24 protein-coding genes are annotated in these 22,788 nt (G+C 70.4%); 9 read left to right on the forward strand and 15 right to left on the reverse strand.

The features are described 5' to 3' along the window. Positions 1-27: 27 nt before the first annotated feature. The 4 genes from RR49_RS09675 to RR49_RS09690 all read left to right on the forward strand — a co-directional run bounded on the left by RR49_RS09675 (position 28) and on the right by RR49_RS09690 (position 3,630). Entirely contained in the window at positions 28-984 is a 957-nt protein-coding gene (locus RR49_RS09675) for an ABC transporter ATP-binding protein (protein WP_045248007.1), read from the forward strand. Further along, positions 981-1,796, forward strand: coding sequence for an ABC transporter permease (locus tag RR49_RS09680; protein WP_045247885.1), 816 nt, complete (start codon positions 981-983; stop codon positions 1,794-1,796). Before RR49_RS09675 ends, RR49_RS09680 begins: the two co-directional genes overlap by 4 nt. A 62-nt stretch (positions 1,797-1,858) precedes the next feature. Beyond that, complete coding sequence (locus RR49_RS09685; protein WP_052672038.1) at positions 1,859-3,019, forward strand: sensor histidine kinase; 1,161 nt, start codon at positions 1,859-1,861, stop codon at positions 3,017-3,019. Then, complete coding sequence (locus RR49_RS09690) at positions 3,016-3,630, forward strand: response regulator transcription factor (RefSeq protein WP_045247887.1); 615 nt, start codon at positions 3,016-3,018, stop codon at positions 3,628-3,630. The genes RR49_RS09685 and RR49_RS09690 overlap by 4 nt, the downstream gene beginning before the upstream one ends. A gap of 54 nt (positions 3,631-3,684) precedes the next feature. Here the strand turns inward: RR49_RS09690 and RR49_RS09695 are convergent, their stop codons facing one another. From RR49_RS09695 to RR49_RS09710, 4 genes are all read right to left on the reverse strand, one after another. After that, positions 3,685-4,083, reverse strand: coding sequence for a DUF779 domain-containing protein (locus RR49_RS09695; protein WP_045247888.1), 399 nt, complete (start codon positions 4,081-4,083; stop codon positions 3,685-3,687). 129 nt (positions 4,084-4,212) lie between these two features. Beyond that, entirely contained in the window at positions 4,213-5,760 is a 1,548-nt protein-coding gene (gene exaC / locus RR49_RS09700) for an acetaldehyde dehydrogenase ExaC (protein WP_045247889.1), read from the reverse strand. A 102-nt stretch (positions 5,761-5,862) separates the two neighbouring features. After that, positions 5,863-7,191, reverse strand: a complete 1,329-nt coding sequence (locus RR49_RS09705; RefSeq protein ID WP_045247890.1) for a GAF domain-containing protein — start codon at positions 7,189-7,191, stop codon at positions 5,863-5,865. Between the two features lie 109 nt (positions 7,192-7,300). Then, the gene (locus RR49_RS09710; protein WP_045247891.1) at positions 7,301-7,636 is read right to left on the reverse strand and encodes a winged helix-turn-helix transcriptional regulator; all 336 of its coding nucleotides are present in this window, start codon (positions 7,634-7,636) and stop codon (positions 7,301-7,303) included. A 76-nt stretch (positions 7,637-7,712) separates the two neighbouring features. Between RR49_RS09710 and RR49_RS09715 the strand changes: the two genes are divergently transcribed. Continuing rightward, positions 7,713-8,354, forward strand: coding sequence for an FMN-dependent NADH-azoreductase (locus RR49_RS09715; protein WP_045247892.1), 642 nt, complete (start codon positions 7,713-7,715; stop codon positions 8,352-8,354). 18 nt (positions 8,355-8,372) lie between these two features. Here the strand turns inward: RR49_RS09715 and RR49_RS09720 are convergent, their stop codons facing one another. Together RR49_RS09720 and RR49_RS09725 are read right to left on the reverse strand one after the other, a co-directional pair. Beyond that, positions 8,373-9,800, reverse strand: coding sequence for a CCA tRNA nucleotidyltransferase (locus RR49_RS09720; RefSeq protein WP_045247893.1), 1,428 nt, complete (start codon positions 9,798-9,800; stop codon positions 8,373-8,375). Between the two features lie 10 nt (positions 9,801-9,810). Further along, entirely contained in the window at positions 9,811-11,352 is a 1,542-nt protein-coding gene (locus tag RR49_RS09725) for a DUF7059 domain-containing protein (protein WP_048808958.1), read from the reverse strand. A 120-nt stretch (positions 11,353-11,472) separates the two neighbouring features. Here RR49_RS09725 and RR49_RS09730 point away from each other — a divergent pair, with 120 nt between their 5' ends. From RR49_RS09730 to trxA, 4 genes are all read left to right on the forward strand, one after another. Next, positions 11,473-13,683: a DUF6049 family protein gene (locus RR49_RS09730; RefSeq protein WP_045247894.1), complete on the forward strand. Its 2,211-nt coding sequence runs from the start codon at positions 11,473-11,475 to the stop codon at positions 13,681-13,683. Beyond that, positions 13,680-15,275 (forward strand): murein biosynthesis integral membrane protein MurJ, encoded by a 1,596-nt coding sequence (murJ, locus tag RR49_RS09735; RefSeq protein WP_045247895.1) that lies wholly within the window; start codon positions 13,680-13,682, stop codon positions 15,273-15,275. Before RR49_RS09730 ends, murJ begins: the two co-directional genes overlap by 4 nt. Positions 15,276-15,369: 94 nt before the next feature. Next, entirely contained in the window at positions 15,370-16,347 is a 978-nt protein-coding gene (gene trxB / locus RR49_RS09740; protein WP_045247896.1) for a thioredoxin-disulfide reductase, read from the forward strand. Between the two features lie 66 nt (positions 16,348-16,413). Beyond that, positions 16,414-16,737, forward strand: a complete 324-nt coding sequence (gene trxA / locus RR49_RS09745; RefSeq protein ID WP_045247897.1) for a thioredoxin — start codon at positions 16,414-16,416, stop codon at positions 16,735-16,737. A 165-nt stretch (positions 16,738-16,902) separates the two neighbouring features. On the opposite strand, the gene RR49_RS09750 is transcribed toward trxA, so the two are convergent. The 9 genes from RR49_RS09750 to rpmH form a co-directional block, all read right to left on the reverse strand. Next, positions 16,903-17,250: a hypothetical protein gene (locus RR49_RS09750; RefSeq protein ID WP_045247898.1), complete on the reverse strand. Its 348-nt coding sequence runs from the start codon at positions 17,248-17,250 to the stop codon at positions 16,903-16,905. 49 nt (positions 17,251-17,299) lie between these two features. After that, a complete protein-coding gene (locus RR49_RS09755) occupies positions 17,300-18,250 on the reverse strand; it encodes a ParB/RepB/Spo0J family partition protein (RefSeq protein WP_048808960.1) in 951 nt (316 codons plus the stop codon). After that, positions 18,250-19,191, reverse strand: a complete 942-nt coding sequence (locus RR49_RS09760; protein WP_045247900.1) for a ParA family protein — start codon at positions 19,189-19,191, stop codon at positions 18,250-18,252. The genes RR49_RS09755 and RR49_RS09760 overlap by 1 nt, the downstream gene beginning before the upstream one ends. Before the next feature lie 78 nt (positions 19,192-19,269). Continuing rightward, a complete protein-coding gene (gene rsmG, locus RR49_RS09765) occupies positions 19,270-19,899 on the reverse strand; it encodes a 16S rRNA (guanine(527)-N(7))-methyltransferase RsmG (protein ID WP_048808961.1) in 630 nt (209 codons plus the stop codon). Positions 19,900-19,931: 32 nt separating this feature from the next. Further along, a complete protein-coding gene (locus RR49_RS09770) occupies positions 19,932-20,432 on the reverse strand; it encodes a Jag family protein (protein ID WP_045247902.1) in 501 nt (166 codons plus the stop codon). 36 nt (positions 20,433-20,468) lie between these two features. After that, positions 20,469-21,542, reverse strand: a complete 1,074-nt coding sequence (gene yidC, locus RR49_RS09775) for a membrane protein insertase YidC (RefSeq protein ID WP_045247903.1) — start codon at positions 21,540-21,542, stop codon at positions 20,469-20,471. A gap of 3 nt (positions 21,543-21,545) precedes the next feature. Continuing rightward, positions 21,546-21,902 (reverse strand): membrane protein insertion efficiency factor YidD, encoded by a 357-nt coding sequence (yidD, locus tag RR49_RS09780; RefSeq protein ID WP_045247904.1) that lies wholly within the window; start codon positions 21,900-21,902, stop codon positions 21,546-21,548. Further along, the gene (gene rnpA / locus RR49_RS09785; protein ID WP_045247905.1) at positions 21,899-22,234 is read right to left on the reverse strand and encodes a ribonuclease P protein component; all 336 of its coding nucleotides are present in this window, start codon (positions 22,232-22,234) and stop codon (positions 21,899-21,901) included. The genes yidD and rnpA overlap by 4 nt, the downstream gene beginning before the upstream one ends. A 7-nt stretch (positions 22,235-22,241) precedes the next feature. Continuing rightward, the gene (rpmH, locus tag RR49_RS09790; protein WP_045247906.1) at positions 22,242-22,379 is read right to left on the reverse strand and encodes a 50S ribosomal protein L34; all 138 of its coding nucleotides are present in this window, start codon (positions 22,377-22,379) and stop codon (positions 22,242-22,244) included. Positions 22,380-22,788: the final 409 nt, after the last annotated feature.

Below are 22,788 nucleotides of genomic sequence, written 5' to 3' on the forward strand. Positions count from 1 at the left end.
CGGATCGCCCTGCGGGAGGCTCTGAGCATGAGCTCATCCGCACCCGCCGCAGACGCGGCATCCGCTCGCTCCGGCGGCTCCGGTCACACGGCGATCCGCGCTCGCGGCCTCGTGAAGTCGTTCGGCAAGGTCCAGGCCGTGCGCGGCGTCGACCTCACCGTCGCGCAGGGCGAGATCGTCGCGTTCCTCGGCCCGAACGGGGCCGGCAAGACCACCACGATCGACATGATCCTGGGGCTCGCGCACCCCGACGCGGGTGAGATCGAGGTGTTCGGGCGCAGTCCCCGGTCGGCGATCTCCCACGGTCTCATCTCCGCTGTGCTGCAGACCGGCGGCCTGCTCAAGGACCTCACCGTGCGCGAGACGCTGCGGCTCACGGCGAGCCTGTTCAGCGACACCCGGCCCATCGACGAGGTGCTGCAGCGCGCAGGCATCTCGTCGATCGCCGACCGCAAGGTGGGGGTGTGCTCGGGCGGTCAGCAGCAGCGGCTGAGGTTCGCGATGGCGCTGCTCAGCGACCCGGGGCTGCTGATCCTCGACGAGCCGACGACGGGCATGGATGTCGAGGGTCGCCGCTCGTTCTGGCAGGCGATCCGCGCGGACGCCGCCCGCGGCCGCACCGTGCTGTTCGCCACGCACTACCTCGACGAGGCCGACGAGTACGCCGACCGCATCGTGCTGATGAGCCACGGCCGCATCGTCGCCGACGGCACGACGGCGGAGATCAAGAACCTGGTCGCCGGCCGCGTCGTGCACGCCACCCTGCCCGGCGCGGACCCGGTCGCGCTCGCGGCGATCGCCGGCGCCGAGGATGTCTCGGTGCAGGGCGAGCGCATCGCGATCCGCACCCGCGACTCCGACTCGGTGGCCCGGCATCTCCTGACCGCCACCCCCGCGCGAGACCTCGAGATCTCGGCGCAGAACCTCGAGAGCGTCTTCCTCGCGCTCACCGGCAACGACGACACCGAGAAGAGCACGCGATGACCAGCACCCCCGCCCCCGCCCCCGTCAACCTCGACCGGCGAGTGCCGCCGCTCGGCGGCTTCACCTTCACCTATCTCGGCATCGAGCTCACGCGGAAGCTGCGCAACCGCCGGTCGCTGATCTTCACCGTCGCCTTCCCGGTGCTGATGTACATGATCGTCGGCTATCGCCTGAAGGACACCCCGCTCACGGATGTGCCCCTGTCGGCCGGCGGTGTCTCCGTCGCGGCCTACATCATGGTGTCGATGGCGATGTACGGTGCCATGATGTCGGCCACGCAGACCGGCGCATCGGTCGCCCTCGAGCGCGCACAGGGATGGAGCCGGCAGCTGCTGCTCACGCCGCTCAACCCCCTCGTGAACGTCATCATCAAGATCATCGCCGGCATGCTGTTCGGGTTCATCGCGATCGTGGCCACGTATGTCGTGGCCGGGTTCTCGGGTGTGCAGCTGAGCCCCGTGCAGTGGATCGTCACGGGTCTCGCGGCGTGGCTGCTCGCCGGCGCCGTCTTCACGACCCTCGGACTGATGGTCGGCTACATGGTCCCCGGCGAGAACGCCGCGCAGATCACGAGCCTCGTGATCGTGCTGCTCTCGTTCCTCGGAGGTCTGTTCTACCCGCTGTCGAGCATGCCGGACTTCCTGCAGACGATCGCGAAGTTCACCCCCGTGTACGGCATCAGCCAGATCGCGCGCGCACCGCTCACGGGCGACGCCTTCGACCTCGGCGCGCTCGTCAACGCGATCGTGTGGCTTGCGATCTTCGTCGCCGGCACGGTGGTGTTCTTCCGTCGCGACACGAAGCGGGCGTGAGCGCGATGTCCGCGGGGCGGCGTCCGGGTGCGGATGCCGCCCCGCGGCCTATCGTGTGGGATGTGAGTCAGACGGAGTCGCCCGATCGTGTGCGCGGCATGGGCTGGCCGGTGCTCGCCGACGGCGAGCGCGCCTCGCTCGCCGGATGGCGTGCGACGCTGGCGACTCCCTCCGTACGGGGGTGGTACGTGGGCGGCGCGATCGCGTTGCCGTGGCTGTTCGTCGTGCTGCCGGGGGTGCTCAGCGCCCCGCAGCTGTGGCAGCAGGTGCTCGGCAGCACTCTGGTGCTGCTCTTCGCCGCCGCGTTCCTGATCGCCGCCCCGACCGCGTGGGCCACTCCGCGCCGCGGGCGCATCTGGATCGTGCTGGGGCTGTTCGCGCTGTCTTTCGCACTGATGCCCTGGCTCGGGTGGGACGTGCGCGCCACCTGGACGTTCGTGGGCGTGGTGCTGGGCGTGAGCGTCATCGGCTGGCGGTTCACCTGGATCGCCATCGTCGCGCTCGGCCTGCTCGCCTTCGGCATCGCAGTCGCGACCGGCGTCGACCCGGCGGACGCCGTGCTGAACTCCGCGATCATCGTGTCGATCTCGCTCATGATGGCCGCCTTCGCACGCACCCTCGCCGCGCTCGGCCAGCTGCGCAAGACGCAGGCCCAGGTCGAGGTGCTCGCCGCCGACCGGGAGCGCAGCCGGGTGGCGCGCGACATCCACGACATCCTCGGGCACTCGCTCACGGTCATCACCGTGAAGGCCGAGCTCGCCGGACGCCTCATCGACGCCGACCCGCAGCGGGCGGGCGTCGAGATCGGCGAGGTCGAGGCGCTTGCCCGCGGCGCCCTGGCCGACGTGCGCGCCGCGGTGAGCGGCTTCCGCGAGGTGAACGTGAGCGCGGAGCTCGCCGCCGCCCGGGCGGCGCTGCGGGCGGCCGGGATCGAGCTCGACGCGCCCGCATCCACCGATGCGATCGACCCGGCACATCGTGAGCTCGCGGGGTGGGTCGTGCGCGAAGGCGTCACGAACGTCATCCGTCACGCGGGTGCGTCGCGCTGCCGCATCCGGCTCGAGCACGATGTGGTCGAGGTCGCCGACGACGGTGTCGGGCCCGGGGCCGGCACCGCGTCCACAGGTCTCACGGGGCTGCGGGAGAGAGCGGATGCCGCCGGCGCCCGCCTGCGCATCGGTCGCAGCGACCTCGGCGGGTTCTCGGTGCGGGTCGAGCTGTGAGCGACGGCATCCGGCTGCTGATCGCCGACGACCAGGCCCTCGTGCGCGGGGCGCTCTCGGCGCTGCTCTCGCTGGAGCCCGACATCGAGGTCGTCGCCGAGGTCGGCCGCGGCGACGAGGTCGAGGCCGCCGTCCGCGCGGCGGCGGCCACCGTGGCCCTGCTCGACATCGAGATGCCCGGTCTCGACGGCATCGCCGCGTGCGCGCGGCTGCGCGAGACGGCGCCCGGATGCCGCGTGCTCATCGTCACGACCTTCGGCCGCCCCGGCTACCTGTCGCGCGCGCTGCAGGCGGGGGCATCCGGGTTCGTCGTGAAGGACACCCCCGCCGCGCAGCTCGCCGACGCGGTGCGCCGGGTCGCCCGAGGGGAGCGGGTCGTGGACCCGCAGCTCGCGATCGACTCGCTCGCGCAGGGCGACTCGCCGCTCACCGAGCGCGAACGCGACGTTCTCGAGGGGGCGCGCACCGGCGGCAGCGTCGCGGACATCGCGCGCATGCTGCACCTGTCCGAAGGCACCGTGCGCAACCATCTGTCGTCGGCCATCGGCAAGACCGGCGCCCGCAACCGAGGCGACGCGGCGCGCATCGCCGAGCAGAACGGCTGGCTGTAGCCGGGTCAGGCTCCGCGCGAGCGGCGCTCGGCCGCGGGCGTCACCGACCGGGCGTCACGACGCCGTCGTCAACCCGAAGTACTCGAGCTCGGCGTCGTTGAGCATGCGCGACCGGATGAGGAAGCGCATCCCCGTCGGGCCCTCCACGCTGAAGCCGGCGCCACGGCCGGGCACGACGTCGATCGTCAGATGGGTGTACTTCCAGTACTCGAACTGGCTCTCCGACATGAAGACCTCGATCGGCTCGAGGCCCGGGACATCAAGGTCGCCGAGCTTCACGTCGCTCGGACCGGTCATGAACATCCCGATCGGGTAGCACATGGGTGCGCTGCCGTCGCAGCAGCCGCCGGACTGGTGGAACATCAGCGGGCCGTGCTGCTCGGTCAGCTGCCGCAGCAGGGATGCCGCGGCATCCGTCACATCGACGCGGTGATAGGTGCCGATACGGACCATCGTGATCTCCTCTCCGAGATCGTGTCCTCCGAGTGTGCGCCCGCCGCCGCCCGGAGGGAAGACCGGGACGACGGCGGGCGACGGAACCGCGGGGCTCCCGGAGGAGTGGGGAGCCCCGCATCCATCGGCTTAGAAGAAGCCCATGGCCCCTTCCGCGTAGCTGACCAGGAGGTTCTTGGTCTGCTGGTAGTGGTCGAGCATCTGAGCGTGGTTCTCGCGTCCGATGCCCGACTGCTTGTAGCCACCGAAGGCGGCGTGAGCCGGGTACTGGTGGTAGGTGTTCGTCCAGACGCGACCGGCCTCGATGGCGCGACCGGCGCGGTAGGCGGTGTCGATGTTGCGGCTCCAGACACCGGCGCCCAGGCCGTACAGCGTGTCGTTGGCGATCGAGATCGCGTCGTCGAAGTCGTCGAACGAGGTGACCGAGACGACCGGACCGAAGATCTCCTCCTGGAAGATCCGCATGTCGTTGGTGCCCTCGAACACGGTCGGCGCCACGTAGAAGCCGCCCGACAGGTCGCCGCCGAGGTCGACGCGCTCACCACCGGTGAGCAGCTTCGCGCCGCCCTCCTGGCCGATCTGGATGTAGGACAGGATCTTCTCGAGCTGGTCGTTCGACGCCTGCGCACCGATCATGGTGTTCGGGTCGAGCGGGTTGCCCTGGATGATCTTGCTGACGCGCTGCAGGCCGTCACCGAGGAACTGGTCGTAGATCGAGCGCTGGATGAGCGCGCGCGACGGGCAGGTGCAGACCTCGCCCTGGTTCAGGGCGAACAGCGTGAAGCCCTCGAGCGCCTTGTCGTAGAAGCCGTCGTCACGGGTGGCGACGTCCTCGAAGAACAGGTTCGGGCTCTTGCCTCCGAGCTCGAGCGTGACCGGGATGAGGTTCTGCGACGCGTACTGCATGATCAGGCGGCCGGTGGTGGTCTCACCGGTGAAGGCGACCTTGCGGATGCGCTTGTGCTGCGCGAGCGGCGCGCCCGCCTCGATGCCGAAGCCGTTGACGATGTTGACGACACCGGCGGGGATGAGGTCGCCGATGATCTCGAACAGGAACAGCAGCGACGCCGGGGTCTGCTCGGCGGGCTTGATGACCACGCAGTTGCCGGCGGCGAGCGCGGGGGCGAGCTTCCACGCGGCCATGAGGATCGGGAAGTTCCACGGGATGATCTGCGCGACCACGCCCAGCGGCTCGTGGAAGTGGTACGCGACCGTGTTCTCGTCGATCTGGCTGATGCCGCCCTCCTGGGCCCGCAGCACGCCGGCGAAGTAGCGGAAGTGGTCGACGGTCAGCGGGATGTCGGCGGCGAGCGTCTCGCGCACCGGCTTGCCGTTGTCCCAGGTCTCGGCGACGGCGATCTTCTCGAGGTTCTGCTCGATGCGGTCGGCGATCTTGTTGAGCAGGTTGGCGCGCTCGGTGGTGCTGGTCTTCTTCCAGCTCTCGAACGCCTTCCACGCGGCATCCACCGCGCGATCGATGTCCTCGCTGGTGCCGCGCGCGACCTCGGTGAACGGCTTGCCGTTGACCGGCGAGATGTTCTCGAAGTACTGGCCCTTGACGGGCTCTACCCACTCGCCGCCGATGTAGTGGCCGTAGCGGGGGCGGTAGTCGGCGATCGAGCCACGCTGTCCGGGGGCTGCGTAGACGCTCGAGACGCCATCTTCGACGATGGTCATGGTGTCTCCTTCGACGGGTCATGAACCGAGGTCGGCGTCGGTGCCGCCTCGTTGCCGTCGAAGCTAGGTCGCGCCACGTTGCATCACGTTGCGCGGCGCGGGTCAGCCCTGTTCGAGCTTCTCGATGCGCGCCACGAGCCCCGCGCGCTTGGGCGAGCGGGCGGGCAGCATCTCGAGGCACAGCCGCAGCAGCTCGCCGTCGGCGGACCCCATCTCGGTGTCGGCGAAGGCCAGCAGCACGTCGACGCTCGCCTCGCTCATGAGCGCTTCGCGCAGCGCCGTGCGCACCGAGTCGCGGAACTCCTCGACCCCGGGTGCGGTCGATTCGGGCAGCACGTCGCCGCGGTACGCCGAGAGCGCGACACGGTGCGCGCCGCGGTCGAGCAGCGACAGCAGCTGCTGCGCGTCGGTCTCGAGCCCTCCGCCGAGCCGGTAGGGACGGGACTCGGGCACGAGATGCGGCGCAGACTTCTCGAGCACCTTGCGCAAGCGCACGATCTCGGCCCGAAGCGTCACGGATGCCTCGGGGTCGCCGTAGACGAGCTCGCTCAGCCGCTCGGCCGACAGACCCTGCCGGTGGGTGGCGAGCATGAGCATGATCTCGGCGTGGCGCACCGAGAGCTCGAACACCGTGACCGACTGGTCGGCGGCGGTCTCGAGCAGCGCGCGGTCGCGGCCGAGCACCCGCAGTGTGGTGCGGCCGGTGACCGCAGGCTGGGTGCGAGAGCGGCGGGTGCGGGTGGGCTGCTCGGCGCGGGCTCGCAGGCGCGAGAGCAGCAGTTCGCCCTCGACGGCCCGCGCGGTCGCGTCGACCAGGAGCTTGGCTTGAGGAGTGACGACGACGTCGGTGCCGGTGACGTCGATGACGCCGAGTAGACGTCTCGTCTCGGGGTCGTGCACGGGCGCGGCCGTGCACGACCAGCCCTGCACGAGACGGTTGAAGTGCTCGGCGCCGCGGATCTGCACCGACTGGTCGAGCATGAGGGCGGTGCCGGGGGCGGCGGTGCCCATGGCCTCCTCCGACCACGTGGCGCCGGCGACGAAGCCCATCTCGCCCGCACGCAGTCGCAGACGTCGATCGCCCTCGACCCACAGCAGTCTCCCGGCGGCATCGCCGACGGCGACGACCACGCCGGAATCCTCGGAGACGCCGGGGATGAGGAGCGTGCGGATCATGTCGATCGCACCCGCAAGGGGATGCTCGTGCCGCAGCCGGTCGAGTTCGTCGGCGGGGATGCCGATGGGCGGCAGGTCTTCGACGCCGACGAGACGGTCGAGCGAGCGGCGCCAACTCTCGCGCACCATGCCGCGCACGTTCCGCACGCGGTCGTCGTCCGAGTTGCCGCGCACGAACTCCTCGTGCGCGCGCTCGATGATCAGACGGGATGCCGCGGGTACGACCGGCAGGTCCTCGGTCCAAGGGGACGTCATTCGCGCCCTCCGATCGACGATGAAACGGGGGTCGCCCTCAGTGTAGACATCGGGCGCGACGCGCGGCAGGGTTCGTGGGAATCCCGCAGGTTCGCGGCGCCCGCGACGCTCATGGCCGCGCGGGGGCGACGAGGTAGGAGCTCGCCCAGCGTCCGAGGTCGTCGAGGATCGGGCTGATGCGGGTGCCCGCCTCGGTGAGCGCGTAGCTGACGGTGACGGGCGGGCCGGGTTCGACGGAGCGGCTCACGAGTCCCGCCTCGGCGAGCTCGCCCAACCGGTCGGAGAGCATGGCGTCGCTGACGCCGATGGCCCGGCGGATCGCGACGAACGACGTCGGTCCCGCCCCGAGCACGCTCAGGATCATGCCGTTCCAGCGCTTGCCGAGGATCGAGAACGCGAGCGACACCGCCGCGTCGCACGCGTGGGTGTCGTGGTCCTCGGCCATGCCCCCATGGTAGCGGTGCTACACTCCGGAAAGTCGCTCTAATTTCCATAGCGACTACGAGAATGAATGGAGTGTCATGTCGCTGTTCCGTCTGGATGCCAGCATCCTCCCCGCCACCTCTGCGAGCCGTGCGCTCGGAGACATCGTCGAGGCGGAGTGGACCGCCGCGCACCCCGATCGCGGCGTCGTACGCCGGGATCTCGCCACGGCGCCCATTCCCGCGACCGCCTGGCCCGCCGCGGTCACCGCGAAGTTCACCCCCGAGGCCGACCGCAGCCCCGAGCAGGTCGAGGCCGTCGCCCTCGCCACCCGTCTCGCCGACGAGCTCATCTCGGCCGACGCTCTGCTGTTCACCGTGCCGCTGTACAACTTCGGCGTCTCGCAGCACGTGAAGACCTGGTTCGACCTGGCCTACACCGATCCCCGCATCGACCCGCAGGGCACCGCTCTGCAGGGCAAGCCCGCCGTACTCGCGACCGTGCTCGGCGGCAACTACGGCGAAGGCACCCCGAAGGAGGGCTGGGACCACTCCACCGGGTGGCTCGAGCGCGTCTTCGCGGATGTCTGGGGGCTCGACCTGCGCGTCGTGATGCGTCCGTTCACCCTCGTCGGCGTGAACCCGGCGCTCGACGCCTTCAGCGACCTCGCCGCCGACCTCAAACAGCAGGCCGAGGAGTCCGCGCGCGCCCACGGCCGCGACATCGCCAGCGCCGCGTGACCGCCGTGGTGGGTCGCCCTACGACCGGGCGGCCCACCACTCGAGAAGGCGCTGCTCCGCGGCATCCGCACCGATGACGCCCTCGTCGAGACGCACCTCCAGCAGGTAGCGGTAGGCCTCGCCGACCTCACGGCCGGGGCCGATGCCCAGCACCTCCTGGATGCGGTTGCCGTCGAGCTCGGGCCGGATCGCGTCGAGCTCCTCCTGCGCCGCGAGCTGGGAGATGCGCGCCTCGATGTCGTCGTACGCCGCCGCCAGCCGCGCCGCCTTGCGCTTGTTGCGGGTCGTCACGTCGGCGCGGGTGAGGATATGCAGACGCTCGAGCTCTTCGCCCGCATCGCGCACGTACCGGCGCACGGCCGAGTCCGTCCATGCCCCCTCGGCGTAGCCGAAGAAGCGCAGGTGCAGCTCGATGAGCCGGGCCACCACCGTCATCGTGTCGCTGTCGAAGCGCAGGTCGCGAAGGCGGGCGCGCGCAAGGCGGGCGCCCTTCACGTCGTGGTGGTGGAAGGTGACCCCGCCGCCCGGCTCGAGCCGGCGCGTGGCGGGCTTGCCGATGTCGTGCAGCAGGGCGGCGAGCCGCAGCGGCACATCGGGCTCGGCATCGGGATGCCGCGACCGTTCGAGTGCGATCGCCTGCCGCAGCACCGTCAGCGAGTGCTCGTAGACATCCTTGTGGTGGTGGTGCTCGTCGACCTCGAGGCGCAACGCCGGCACCTCCGGCAGGAACTCCGCGAGCAGACCGGTCTCGACCAGCAGACGGATGCCCCGCACGGGATCGTCCGACGCCAGCAGCCGAACGAGCTCGCCCTGCACGCGCTCGGGGCTCACGATCGCCAACGTCGCCGTGAGCCCGGCGATCGCCTCGCTCGTCTCGGGGGCGACGGCGAAGCCCAGCTGCGAGGAGAACCGGGCGGCGCGCAGCATCCGCAGCGGATCGTCGCCGAAGCTCACCCGCGGGTCGATCGGGGTGCGCAGCACGCCCGCGACCAGGTCCTCCACACCCCCCGAGGGGTCGACGAGCGCCCGCTCGGGCACGCGCAGCGCCATCGCGTTGACCGTGAAGTCGCGGCGCACGAGGTCGTCGTCGAGCACGTCGCCGAAGGCGACCACGGGCTTGCGGGTCGCCCCGTCGTAGTTGTCGGCGCGGTACGTCGTGATCTCGACCTGCTCGCCCTGTACGCGCGCGCCGATCGTGCCGAACGCCCGCCCGATGTCCCACTGGGCGGTGGAGATCGGCGTGACGATCCGCAGGATGTCATCGGGCCGCGCGTTCGTGGCGAAGTCGAGGTCGTGCGTCGGGCGGCCGATCAGCGCATCGCGCACCGGGCCGCCCACGATCGCCAGCTCGAACCCTGCGGCGGCGAACGCGTCGGCGACGCGGACCACGACCGGTGACGCGGCGAGTGCGGCCAGGCGCGCGACACCGTCGACCATGTTGAGCATGCCGACGAGCCTATCCGGCGGGATCGGCCGGCTCGGGGCCGTCGAACCCGAGGAAGCCCGTCACGACGAGCTCCCGCACGCGCGGCAGCAGTTCCGCGGCGAGCGCGTCGGGGTCGACCTCGAGGAGGTCGGCGATCGCCGCGACGAGCACACCCACCGCGAGGTCGCCGTCGCACGCGCCGACGAGGGCGGCGAGCCCCGGATCGACCACGAGCGCCCGCTGGAAGCCGGCGCCCTGGCGCAGCTCGATGACCGTCGGCGCCTCCTCGCCGGGGCGGTGATGCCGCGCCTCGGTGACATCCGGGGCGACGTGCAGCACGCTCGCGGCGAGCTGCGCATCGGTGAGCGCGGCGAGCCTGTCGTGGGCGGCGAGGGAGGCCGCCAGGTGCGGTCCGAGCGCGTGGTCGATGGGCTGCGGCATCCGCTCGAACCGGGCGAGTGTGGGCACGCCCGTGGCCCGGCGCAGCAGCAGATAGCCGAACCCCACGGCGGTCACGCCGCGGTCGGCGAAGTCTTCGAGCCAGGCGCCCACGAGGCGGGCGTAGTCGTCGCCGCCCGGAGCCGACCCGCCGTCACGCACCCACAGCTGCGCATACGCGAGCGGGTCCAGCTGCTCGCGCTCGACGATCCAGGCGTCGAGCGGAACCGGACTCGCCGCCACCCAGGCCCGCACTCGCTCGAGGCCGTCCTCGCCGTCGCGGTACTCCCAGTTGCCGAGCAGCTGGGCCACTCCGCCGGGCGTGAGCACCTCCCCGACCCCCCGCACGACGGCGGCCACGAGATCATCGCCCGCGAATCCGGCGTCGCGGTACTCGTAGGCCGGAACGCCCGCGACACGGGGCGTGATCACGAACGGCGGGTTGGAGACGACCCGGTCGAACTGCTCGCCCGCGACGGGCTCGAACAGACTCCCCTCCCGCAGCTCGACCGCGGTGTCCCCCGCGAGCGCCGCGTTCAGGGCGGCGAACCGCAGGGCGCGGGTCGAGACATCCGTCGCCACCACGCGGTCCGCATACCGCCGCGCCCGCAGCGCCTGGATGCCGCACCCCGTGCCGATGTCGAGCACGGATGCCGCGGCCGCCGGCAGCTGCAGCGACGCGAGCGTGAGCGAGGCACCCCCGACGCCCAGCACGTGGTCGGGGGCGAGCTCTCCGCCGAGGGCCGCCTCGTCGAGATCGCTCGCGATCCACCATTCGACCTCGCCGCGACCGTCGGCGAAGGCCTGCGGGCGTACGAGGGCGGTCGCGACGACGACCTCTCCGGCGACCTGCACGAGGTCGAGCGCGATGAGCCCGGCCACGCCGCACGCGGGGAACGCGGCCTCCACCTCGGCGACGGATGCCGCAGCCCCCACGCCGAGCAGGCGGCACACGACCGCGAGCGGGTCGGTGCGTCCCTCGAGCGCCGCGAGGGCGGGGCCGCGCAGCCCCTGCCCGATGGCCCGATCGGGCAGGTCGCCCCACGCGGCGCGCACGGCGTCGGTGCGGTAGTCCGCGGCATCCAGATCCCGGGCGAGGGCCGCCGCCGCGGCGGTGTCGATGGAGACGGTCACCCGTCCATTCAACCGCGCGCGGGCGTCCGCTCGCCGCCTTCCCCGCGAGGCTCGGGGATGCCACAGCACCCGCCCGTAGAATCGCAGCCGACGTGCGCGTGGACCGCACCGACCTCTCTTATGACTGCGAAGCACACCTCGGCGGGGGACGCCCCCCGCGCACGCGCGCTCCTGCGTCGGGCGCTGCGCGCGGGCGCTGCGGTGCTGGCCGCCGCCGTGCTGCTCGCCCCTGCGGCGCCGGCCGCCGCCGACACACCGTCGCCGTCACCGTCCGCGTCGCCGACCGGCACCGTCGCCCTCACGCTCTCCCCCGCACAGGACGGACTCTTCCGCCCGGGTGAGTCGCTGGCGGCGTCCATCGTCCTCTCGAACACGACCGGTGCCGCCGTCGACGGCGGAGTCGCAACCCTCAGCATCGGGAGCGCGCCGTTCACGAGCCGCACCGAGCTGTCGCGGTGGCTGTCGGGAACCGCGGATGCCACGACACCGGCCGTGCTCGGAGCCACCGACCTCGGCACCACCGCGGGCGGTCAGACCGAATCGGCTTCACTCGTCATCGATCCGACCACCAGCGCGATCGCGACTCTCGCCGCGGGCGTGTACCCGGTGCGCGTGACCCTCGGCTCGTACGACGCCCGATCGGTCATCACCGTGCCGGACGCGACGACGGCCTCGGTCGCGCTCGTCGTGCCCATCAGCGCGGGCCCGCAATCCACCGCCGTGATCCCCGCCGACCGGCTCGCCACGCTGACCGCCACCGGCGGGCTGCTCGACGCGGAGCTCACCGCGGTCGCCGGAACCGCGGCGGTCCTGGCCGTCGACCCCGCCGTCGTCGCCTCGATCCGCGTGCTCGGCTCGTCGGCGCCGGCGAGTGCGCGCGCATGGCTGCAGCGGCTGATGACCCTGCCGAACGAGCGCTTCGCCCTGCAGTACGGCGATGCGGATGTCGCCACCCAGCTCGAGGCGGGACTGTCCCGCCCGCTCGCGCCGACCTCGCTGGCCGCCTACCTCGACCCGAAGAACTTCGGCAGCACCTCCCCCTCCCCGACGACGACAGGCGGCCCGACGCCGACGCCGAGCGCGAGCGGCTCGACGACGTCGACGCTGCCGACGCTCTCCGAACTGCTGGCGATCGGGCCGTCCGACCCCTCGATCTACTGGGCACCCTCGGGCCTCAGCGACGCACAGACCGTCTCCGAGCTGAGATCGAGCGACGCTGCGGCGGTGTCCCTCGTGTCCTCCGTGAGTACGACCACGGGGGCGAACAACGCCACCGTCTCCGCGTCCGGCACCGTCGACGCGGCGCCCGTCGTGGTCTACGACGGCGAGATCTCATCCGCCCTCGGTCTCGCCGCCGCCACGGGTGACGCCAACCTGCGGGGCGCACCGCTGGCCGCGGCATCCGCCGCCCTCTTCTTCGCCGCGCACGACACGTCGGGCTCCCCTCTCGCCGTCGTCGTCGACCGCACCGCCACCCGGTCAGCGGCCGGGGTCGGCGCTGCGGTCGCCGCCGTCACCGGGGGATCCGGGATCTCCCTCACCTCGCTCAGCGGCCTGATCAGCACCTCGGGAACTCCGCGCGCACTCGCGACCTCGACCATCGACGCGGCCCGGACGAGCGCAGTGACCTCGCTGCAGTCGCAGGCCGCGTCGATCGCGCAGTTCGCCACCGTGTTGAGCTCGCCCGCCCTGCTGACAGGTCCCGAGGACGCGGCGGCCCTCCAGCTCCTCGGCGGCTCGTGGCTGTCGGACCTCGACGGCTGGAAGGCAGCACTGTCCGACCATGCCGCGGCCACGGCGACGACGCTCGGCTCGGTCGACATCACGCCCACCAGCAACGTGAACCTCTTCGCGAGCGGCGCGAACCTGTGGTTCGCGGTGCGCAACGATCTGCCCTATCCGGTCGACGTCACGCTCTTCGCCACCCCGAACGACGTGCGCCTCGACGTCGACGCACGCGTTGAGGTGCACGCCGAGGCCTCGAGTGTGACGCGCGTCGAGGTACCTGTTCGGGCGCGCCTGGGCAACGGAGACGTGCGTATCGCGCTGCAGTTGCGCAGCGCGTCCGGGGTCGCGGTCGGCACCGCCCAGACGGTGGATGTCGCGGTGCGCGCGGACTGGGAGAACATCGGCCTCGTCGTGATCAGCGTGCTGGTGGCCGCGTTCATCGGCCTCGGCGTCATCCGTATGGTCCGCCGACGCCGACGCCTCTCGCGCCCGACAGCGACGACCGCCGGAGACGACGCAACCGACGCGACCGCCGATCCGGCGACCGGCGATCCGGCGACGACGGATGCCGCGGCCCCGGCTGACCCGAAGGACGCTCCGTGACCTCGTTCGGCCGCGCCAGCCTGCTGATCGGCGCCGGAACCGTGATCTCCCGACTGTCCGGATTCGTGCGCTCCATCGTGCTCGTGGCCGCGCTCGGTTCGGTCGGAAGCCGCGCCGCCGACGCGTTCTCGACGGCCAATCAGCTGCCGAACAACATTTACGCGATCATCTCGACGGGCATCATCACCGCCGTCGTCGTTCCGCAGATCGTGAAGGCGGCGAGCCACGCCGACGGCGGTCGCGCGTTCGTCTCCAAGCTGTTCACCCTCGGCACGACCGTGCTGCTGGGCGCCACGGCGCTCGCGATGGTGTTCGCCCCGCTGCTGGTCGTCGCGTACGCGCCGAACTACACCCCCGATCAGATGGCCCTCGCGACCGCGTTCGCCTACTGGTGCCTGCCGCAGGTGCTCTTCTACGGCCTCTATGCGCTCCTCGGCGAGACGCTCAACGCCCGCAACGCCTACGGTCCGTTCACGTGGGCGCCGATCATCAACAACGTCGTCTCGGTGGCCGGCTTCGGCGCGTTCATCGCGCTGTTCGGCCCGCAGACCGAGGTCACCGGCTGGACGCCCGGCATGGTGACGGTGATCGGCGCGACCGCCACCGGCGGTGTCGTCGCCCAGGCGATCGTGCTGCTGCTGTTCTGGCGGGGGGCGGGACTGAGCCTGCGCCCCGACTTCCGCTGGCGCGGGGTCGGTCTTCGCCACATCGGACGCCTCGCGGGCTGGACGTTCCTCATGGTGCTCGTGGGGCAGGCGGCCGGGCTCATCCAGTCGCAGCTGCTGTCCGCGGCATCCGGCTACGGCCCCGCCGCCACGACGTCGCAGAACATGTGGCTGCTGTTCATGCTGCCGTACTCGGTGATCGTGGTCTCGATCGGCACCCCCTACTTCACGCGGTTGAGCGAGCAGGCGCACGCCGGCAACATCGACGCGGTGCGCGTCGATGTGGGCCGCAGCATCACGATGCTCGGCCTGTTCATCGTGCTCGCCACCGCGGCGCTCGCGGCGGCGGCCATCCCCGCGGCCCGCATCTTCACCGATTCGGATGCCGATGCCCCGGCGGCCGCGCTGATGCTGCTGTGCTATCTCGCCGGTCTCATCCCGATGTCGGTGCTCTATATCGTGCAGCGGTCGTTCTACGCGTTCGACGACACCCGCACACCCTTCCTGTTCACGCTGCTGCAGGCGGTGCTGGTGGTGCTCACGGCGTTCATCGCCTCGTGGACGCTCCCCCGGGAGTATCTGGGCGCCGGCATCGCACTGGGCCAGTCGTTCGCCATGCTCGTGCAGGTCATCGCCGGGGGCATCCTGCTGCGGCGCAAGATCGGCGACCTGCGGGCACGGGTCTGGCTCGGATCGCTCGCCCGCTTCGGCATCGCGGCCATCCCCGCGGGCCTCGCCGGCTACGGGGTGTTCCTGCTCGCCGGCGGTGTGCACGGCTGGATGGTCTCGGGGCAGATCCTGGGGGCTGTCGGAACAGCCGTGGTGGGGCTCTCGGCCACCGTCGTGTACGTGCTCGCCCTGGCGGTGCTGCGCGCGCCCGAGCTCGGCCCGGGCATCGCCCTCGTACGGCGGATCGTGCGTCGCTGACGGCCCCTCGCGGAATGTCCCGCGGCTACCATGTGTTGACCGGTAGTGGCTGCGAGAGACATCCCCGCGGCCGATCGACAAGGAGAGTCCCCACGTGAGCAAGCTCATCATCATCGGATCGGGCCCCGCCGGATTCACCGCCGCCATCTACGCGGCGCGCGCCGAGCTGTCGCCCGTGCTGTTCGCCTCCTCCGTCGAGGTCGGCGGCGAGCTGATGAACACCACCGAGGTCGAGAACTTCCCCGGGTTCCCGGAGGGCATCCAGGGCCCGGAGCTCATGGCCAAGCTGCAGGAGCAGGCCGAGAAGTTCGGCACCACCGTGCGCTACGACGACGTCACCGCGCTCGACCTCTCCGGTGACGTCAAGCGCGTCACCCTCGGCAACGGCGCCGTGGAAGAGGCCGACGCGGTGATCTTCGCGACCGGCTCCGCCTACCGCAAGATCGGCATCGAGGGTGAGCAGCGCCTCTCGGGTCACGGCGTCTCGTACTGCGCGACCTGCGACGGGTTCTTCTTCCGCGAGCGCACCATCGCCGTCGTCGGCGGCGGCGACTCGGCGATGGAGGAGGCCACCTTCCTCACCCGCTTCGCGTCGAAGGTCTACGTGATCCACCGTCGCGAGGAGCTGCGTGCATCGAAGATCATGCAGCAGCGCGCCTTCGCCGACCCGAAGATCGAGTTCGTCTGGAACAGCGAGGTCGTCGACATCCTGGGTGAGGACTCGGTGTCGGGCGTGGTACTCCGCTCCACCGTCGACGGGTCGACTCGCGAGCTCCCCCTCGAGGGCGTCTTCGTCGCGATCGGAAACGACCCGCGCACCCACCTCGTGCACGACCAGCTGCGACTGACCGACGCCGGCACGGTGTGGGTCGACGGCCGGTCGTCGCGCACGTCCCTCACGGGCGTGTTCGCCGCGGGCGACGTGATCGACCCGACCTACCGCCAGGCCGTGACCGCGGCGGGAAGCGGCACAGTCGCCGCCCTCGACGCGGAGCACTTCCTCGCCTCCCTCGACGACGCCGGTGCGCCGGCCGCCGACGCCGACCAGATCGAAGAGCTCCCGGTCGCCTGAGCGGCGGGAACAATCCGTTCGCGCACGGCGTTCGAACACTCAGCAGACTTCCTAAGGAGAAACCCCATGACTGCCACCGCCACCAGCTCCAAGACGTGGACCGAAGACGTCCTGCAGGCCGACGGCCCTGTGCTCGTCGACTTCTGGGCCGCCTGGTGCGGTCCGTGCCGCATGGTCGCCCCGATCCTCGACGAGATCGCGAGCGAGCACCAGGGCAAGATCACGATCCTCAAGCTCAATGTCGACGAGAACCCCGACCTCGCGATGAAGTACCAGATCACCTCGATCCCCGCCCTCAAGGTCTTCGAGGCCGGCGAGGTCAAGAAGACGATCATCGGCGCCAAGCCGAAGGTCGCGCTCGAGCAGGATCTCGCCACCTTCCTCGCCTGAGCGAGACGCCTCACGAGAGGCCCGGATGCCGCGGCATCCGGGCCTCTCGTCGTCTTCGTCCTCGAACGGCGTGGGCGGAGCCCGTGGCAGCGGCGGTAAGGACGGCGCAGTGAAGGTCGCGTACGTCAGCCGTCTCGCGGGGCAGGTGCGCGAGCCGAGGAACCGTCAGGACGCGTCGCGCACGACCGCATCCCAGCGGCGGTGGGTGTTCGCCTCTCCGAGAAGCCGCCAGACCGCACGGGTGAGCGGTGGGTAGTCGAGCGCGATCTGACGCAGCACGCGGTAGTGGCGGGCGGCGGTGGGCTTGCCCCCGCCGGCCTCGGCGATGTTCTCCGCCCGCAGCATGAACACGACCAGCTCGTCGACCGTGGGCAGGTCCTCCATGAAGTCCCAGGGGTCCTCGCCGTCGCGAAGCCGTTCCTCCACGAGCACCGACAGCTCATCCGCGGCCTCGGCACGCAACAGCTCGAGGCTGGCGCGACGGGCTCCGTCGGTGGCTCGGGCGTCGGTCACCCATCCAGCCTACGTGCCCGCCGGTGAGGGTCGGGCCGGATGCCGCGGCTCAGCCCGCGAACCCCTCCTCGCCCAGTTCCGCCAGGATCCGATTCAAGTCCTGGATGGTGGCGAAATCTATGCTGATCTGGCCTTTTCTCGCGCTCAGACTGATCTTCACGCGCGTGTCGAGGCGGTCGCCCAGTCGACTAGCGACCTCATCGAGGTGACCCCGCCGGGCCCCCGCCTTGGGCGCCGGGCGTCGAGGTGCGGGCGAGTTCTTGGCTGCCGCTTCGGCGGCGCGCACCGAGAGATCCTCGTTCACGATCTTGTCGGCGAGCCGCGCCATCGCGTCTGTGTCGTCGAGTGACAGGATCGCCCGCGCGTGTCCCGCGCTGAGCACACCGGCCGCCACCCGCTGCTGCACCGGCACGGGAAGGCGGAGCAGCCGGATCGTGTTGGAGATCTGCGGCCGTGAGCGGCCGATGCGCTGGGACAGCTGCTCCTGCGTGATGCCGAAGTCTTCAAGCAGCTGCTGGTAGGCCGATGCCTCCTCGAGGGGATTCAGCTGCGAACGGTGCAGGTTCTCGAGCAGTGCGTCGCGCAGCAGATCCTCGTCGGCCGTCTCGCGCACGATCGCCGGGATCGAGTCCAGGCCCGCCTCTCTGGCGGCACGAGTGCGACGCTCTCCCATGATGAGCTCGTACGAGCCGTCCACCTCGCGCACGATGACGGGCTGCAGCACGCCGAACTCCCGCACCGAGTGCACGAGCTCCGCCAGGTCCTGCGGGTCGAACACGGTGCGCGGCTGACGCGGGTTGGGCTGGATCTCGTTCGGGTCGATGCGGATCAGCCGCGCACCGGGAACGGCGATGAGCTCGGGCTCGGAGGCCGGCGGGGTATCCGCGGTCGAGGTCTTGGGCTGCTCGGGGAAGAAGACATCGACGGGGCGTGCCTCGCTGGGCTCGCTCGTCGGGATGAGGGCTCCGATCCCCCGCCCGAGTCCGGTGCGCTTGGCCATCATCGGCCCCCTTCCCGCTCGACGCCGCGCGCGAGCATCTCGACGGCGGCCTCGCGATAGGCCACCGCGCCGGCCGACTGCACGTCATACGCGATGACGGTCTGTCCGAAGCTCGGTGCCTCACTCACCCGCACCGATCGCGGGATGACAGTCGTGAGCGTCTCGCCTGCAAAGTGGGTACGCACGTCGTCGGCGACCTCCCCCGACAGACGGGTGCGTGCGTCGAACATCGTCAGCAGGATCGTCGAGACGTGCAGCCGGGGGTTGAGGTGCTTCTGGATCATCTCGACACTGCCCATCAGCTGGCCGAGGCCCTCAAGCGCGTAGTACTCGCACTGGATGGGAATGAGCACCTCGGATGCCGCGGTGAACGCGTTGATCGTGAGCAGTCCGAGTGAGGGCGGGCAGTCGATGATGACGAAGTGGGGAGCGTCGGTCGTGGCAGCGAGGTAGGTCTCGAGCGCGGTACGCAGTCGGTGCTCGCGAGCAACGAGCGCGACGAGCTCGATCTCTGCGCCAGCGAGGTGGATCGTGCTCGGCGCGCACTGCAGGAGGTCGGATTCGGGACTCGACTGGACCACGTCCACGAGCGGGAAGTCATCGATCAGCACGTCGTAGATGCTGGGCGTGTCCGCCGAGTGCGGGATTCCGAGCGCGGTCGAGGCGTTGCCCTGGGGATCGAGGTCGATGACGAGCACGCGAGCGCCGACGTGTGCGAGCGCCGCAGCCAGATTCACCGCGGAGGTCGTCTTGCCGACCCCCCCTTTCTGGTTCGACACCGTGATGATCCGGGTCGCCGTCGGAAGCGTGACCGACGCGTGCTCGAGCGCACGTCGGCGGGTCGACAGGTCCGCCAGTTCGCGAGCAAGTGGCGTGTCGTCGAGCGGTGAGTCATCCGACGCGGGGGAATGTTTCACGTGAAACACCTCGGTCTCGGTCATGTCGTCACTCACTCCGTCCACTGTAGCCGCGTGGCCGACACCGCACGTCGGCGGCCTTGCGATGTTTCACGTGAAACATCACGCTCGCGCACGACGCACGGTTCCCCGGAAGACGCGCGTCGGTTCCTCGAGCACACCATCGCCGACCGTGTCGACACGCGGGTCCGACACGCGAGCAGCAGCGAGCTGCTTGCGGGCCGCGTCGATCTCCGCCGCCACCGACGCGCCCTTGAGGAAGATCAGCTCTCCACCGTCGCGTACGAGCGGAGCCGCGAGAGGGACAAGACCCTTCAGTGCGCTCACCGCACGCGCGGTCACCGCGTCGAAGGACTCTCGGGGAACGTCCTCGGCGCGCGCGCGGAGCACGGTCACGTGCTCCAGTTCGAGGTCGGCGACCTGCTCTGACAACCAGGCCACGCGTCGTTCCATCGGTTCGATGAGAGTCCACGCGACATCCGGGCGCGCGATCGCGAGGACGATCCCCGGCAGACCCGCCCCGGATCCGATGTCCCCGACTTCGGATCCCGTCGCGAACAGGGGTGCCGCGGCCGCGCAGTTCAGCAGATGCCGCGACCAGAGGCGCGCATTCTCGAGGGGACCGAGAAGACCTCGCAGCTCACCCTCCCGGGCGAGCGAACCAGCGAACCGACGCGCGCGTCCGATCCCGTCACCGAACACCTCGGTCGCATACGCGGGCTCGCGTTCCACATCACCCTGTGGCGATGTTTCACGTGAAACACTCACGCGCGGCGCAGCACCGTGTGACGCGCGGCGCCCTCGCCGTAGGACTCGGAGGTGAGCCCGCGCTCGGCGGCGATGTCGTGCACGAGTTTGCGCTCGTAGCTCGACATCGCCGGGAGGGATGCCTGCGACGCGCCGTCGGCGAGTCGGGCGGCGGCTCGTTCGACCAGGGACTCGAGTTCACGGCGACGCGCATCGCGGGAGCCGCCGATGTCGAGGATGAGCCGGGAGTAGCGACCCGTCGCGTTCTGCACCGCGAGTCGGGTCAGCTCCTGCAACGACGCCACGGTGTCCGGCTCGGCGAGTGCATCGAGGGACGCGTCCGATGCCTCGACCGACACGTACGCACGACCGTTTCGCACATCGAGGGTGAGGTCGCCGTCGATGTCGGCGATGTCGAGCAGCCCCTCGAGGAAGTCCGCAGCAGCGTCACCTTCCTGCTCGAGCTGCTCGACGGTCGCCTCATCGCGGAGGTCGTCGGAGTTCGCGGTCGTCGTCATCGAGAGTCCTTCGGATAGGGGAGTTGGGGGAGGTCGTCAGGCGGGACGCGTCGCGTCGCCACCGGAGGACGCGCCCGGCTTCGGACCGGCGGGGGAGCCCCCCTGCTTCTTCGCGCGCTGCTTACCCATGGGCTGCTGGCGCTTGGGAGCTGCAGCCTTCGCGCGCTCGGCTTCGGCGAGCAGCCGCTGCTGCTCCGCCTCGTACTTCTCCAGCGAGACGACACGACCGCTGGAATCGACCGCCTTCCCCTTTCGAGCCAGGCGCTCCTCGCGGGCCTTGGCCGCCGCGGATCCGGGGGTGGGGAGGTTACGGATCACGAGGAACTGCTGCACCATCGTCCACAGGTTCGACGTGAACCAGTACATGACGACGCCGAGCGGGAAGAACACGCCCGAGAAGATCATGCCGATCGGGATGATGAAGAGCATGATGCGCTGCATCTGGTACGCCTGGCCGGTCTTCGCCTCGGGCGAGAGGTTGCGCGAGATGATCTGCAGCTGGGTGATGAACTGCGACGCGATCATCGCCGCCACCAGGACGATGAGGATGACCACGGTCACGGTGCCGCCCGGCTGACCCCACGCTCCGGTGAGGGTGTCGTGGAGCGACGCGACGCCGAAGAGCTTCGCCTGATAGAACTCCTGCGTCAGCTCGAGCGTGAGCGGGCCGACGCCACCGGTGGGCACCGCCGCCGTCGCATGCTTGGCGACATCGCTCAGCACGCTGTACAGCGAGAAGAAGATCGGCATCTGGATCAGCAGCGGCAGGCAGCTGGACACCGGGGAGGTGCCGTGCTTCTTGTAGAGCGCCATCGTCTCGCGGCTCATCGCCTCACGGGAGAGCTGGTCGCGCTTGCCCTTGTACTTCTCCTGGATCTTGCGCAGCTCGGGCGCGATCTCCATCATCTTGCGCTGGCTCTTGATCTGGCGCACGAACACCGGGATCAGTGCGGCGCGCACAACGACCACGAGGCCCATGATCGACAGCACCCAGGTCAGACCCGTCGCCGGGTCCATCCCGAAGAACGTGAACACGGCATGCCACGCGACCAGCACGAGCTCGACCACCCATTTGAGCGGCCAGAGGACGATTCCCAACAGATCCGGCACGGATCAGTCCTTTCGAAGGGGCACGACGAAGCCGTGCGGAGTCAGAGCGTGGGCGTAATGCGCATGGGTCGGGGGGTCGTCCACTCCGCCAGCTGCCCACGGGTGGCACCGGGCGATGCGGGCGGCCGCGAGGGCAGAACCCTTGACCAATCCGTGCTGCTGCACGGCACCCACCGCATACGCGGAACACGACGGATAGTACTTGCACACGTCGCCGTAAACATGGGAGATGGTTGCGCGGTAGCCGTGCAGCAGCGCGAGACCCAGGTTGCGAGGAACGAGCGGCACGGCGCGCAGCCACAGCCGAGTGTCGAACCGGTCGGTTCCGCGCGAGTGAGACGGCAGCGTCGCCGAGCTCATGACGCCCTCCGCTGCAGTGCGGTGCGCACGTCTCCGCGAAGAGTGGAGAAGGATGCCGCGGCGGCGGCGGGCAACGCGCGGATGACGATGTCGCGTCCCGGCGCGACGTCGCCCCGCGCCTCTGCGCAGATCGCCTTCAAGCGGCGACGAACCAGATTGCGGGTCACCGCGCCTCCCACCTGCTTCGACACGATGAAACCGAAACGGGGTGCCCGCGTGCCCTCGCTCGCGACCACATAGGTGATCAGGTGCGGCGAAGTGCTCCGGACTCCCCGTCGGACGACGGCCTTGTAGTCGGCACCATCGGTGAGACGACTCGGCCGGGAAAGCACGCCGGTCTCAGGCAGAGAGCGTGGCGCGACCCTTGGTGCGACGCGCCGAGAGGATGGCGCGGCCGGCGCGGGTGCGCATACGGGCGCGGAAGCCGTGCTTCTTGGCGCGGCGGCGGTTGTTGGGCTGGAAGGTGCGCTTGCTCATGGGATCACTCCGGATCGGGGGTCACCGGAAGCTGGCGGCCGGCGACGGGGAACGAACTGCCTGGAAGGCATAAGTCAACCGACTAAGGCTATGCCCGCGGAGCCGAGAACTCAAACCCAGGAGCTATCCGCACTATCACGGCACCCCCAAACCACCCCGTGATCGACACGCGCCCATCGCCGAACGGTTTGATTCGCCCCCGTCGTCTGACTAGCGTGTCTCCAGCACTTATCCACAGGTTCGGGCGGGTTCTCCTCCGAAACTGGGGTATTCGTCCACAGGTCTAAGGGGGAACGGCATCGTGCAGGACCAACCGGAGGTGCCCGTCTGGGCCGACGTGCTCGACGCTCTCGTGCACGACGACCGGGTCACCCCGCAGCTGCACGGATTCCTCAGCCTCGCGATCCCG

Origin of the sequence: Microbacterium ginsengisoli (assembly GCF_000956535.1) — a bacterium.
GTDB lineage: Bacteria > Actinomycetota > Actinomycetes > Actinomycetales > Microbacteriaceae > Microbacterium > Microbacterium ginsengisoli.

Coding starts and splice junctions, on each gene's coding strand:
- RR49_RS09675 (WP_045248007.1), top strand. CDS start 28: ATGAGCTCATCCGCACCCGCCGCAGACGCGGCATCCGCTCGCTCCGGC.
- RR49_RS09680 (WP_045247885.1), top strand. CDS start 981: ATGACCAGCACCCCCGCCCCCGCCCCCGTCAACCTCGACCGGCGAGTG.
- RR49_RS09695 (WP_045247888.1), bottom strand. CDS start 4,083: ATGGTCCGTATCGGCACCTATCACCGCGTCGATGTGACGGATGCCGCG.
- exaC (WP_045247889.1), bottom strand. CDS start 5,760: ATGACCATCGTCGAAGATGGCGTCTCGAGCGTCTACGCAGCCCCCGGA.
- RR49_RS09705 (WP_045247890.1), bottom strand. CDS start 7,191: ATGACGTCCCCTTGGACCGAGGACCTGCCGGTCGTACCCGCGGCATCC.
- RR49_RS09710 (WP_045247891.1), bottom strand. CDS start 7,636: ATGGCCGAGGACCACGACACCCACGCGTGCGACGCGGCGGTGTCGCTC.
- RR49_RS09715 (WP_045247892.1), top strand. CDS start 7,713: ATGTCGCTGTTCCGTCTGGATGCCAGCATCCTCCCCGCCACCTCTGCG.
- RR49_RS09720 (WP_045247893.1), bottom strand. CDS start 9,800: ATGCTCAACATGGTCGACGGTGTCGCGCGCCTGGCCGCACTCGCCGCG.
- RR49_RS09730 (WP_045247894.1), top strand. CDS start 11,473: ATGACTGCGAAGCACACCTCGGCGGGGGACGCCCCCCGCGCACGCGCG.
- trxA (WP_045247897.1), top strand. CDS start 16,414: ATGACTGCCACCGCCACCAGCTCCAAGACGTGGACCGAAGACGTCCTG.
- RR49_RS09755 (WP_048808960.1), bottom strand. CDS start 18,250: ATGGCCAAGCGCACCGGACTCGGGCGGGGGATCGGAGCCCTCATCCCG.
- RR49_RS09760 (WP_045247900.1), bottom strand. CDS start 19,191: ATGACCGAGACCGAGGTGTTTCACGTGAAACATTCCCCCGCGTCGGAT.
- RR49_RS09770 (WP_045247902.1), bottom strand. CDS start 20,432: ATGACGACGACCGCGAACTCCGACGACCTCCGCGATGAGGCGACCGTC.
- yidD (WP_045247904.1), bottom strand. CDS start 21,902: ATGAGCTCGGCGACGCTGCCGTCTCACTCGCGCGGAACCGACCGGTTC.
- rpmH (WP_045247906.1), bottom strand. CDS start 22,379: ATGAGCAAGCGCACCTTCCAGCCCAACAACCGCCGCCGCGCCAAGAAG.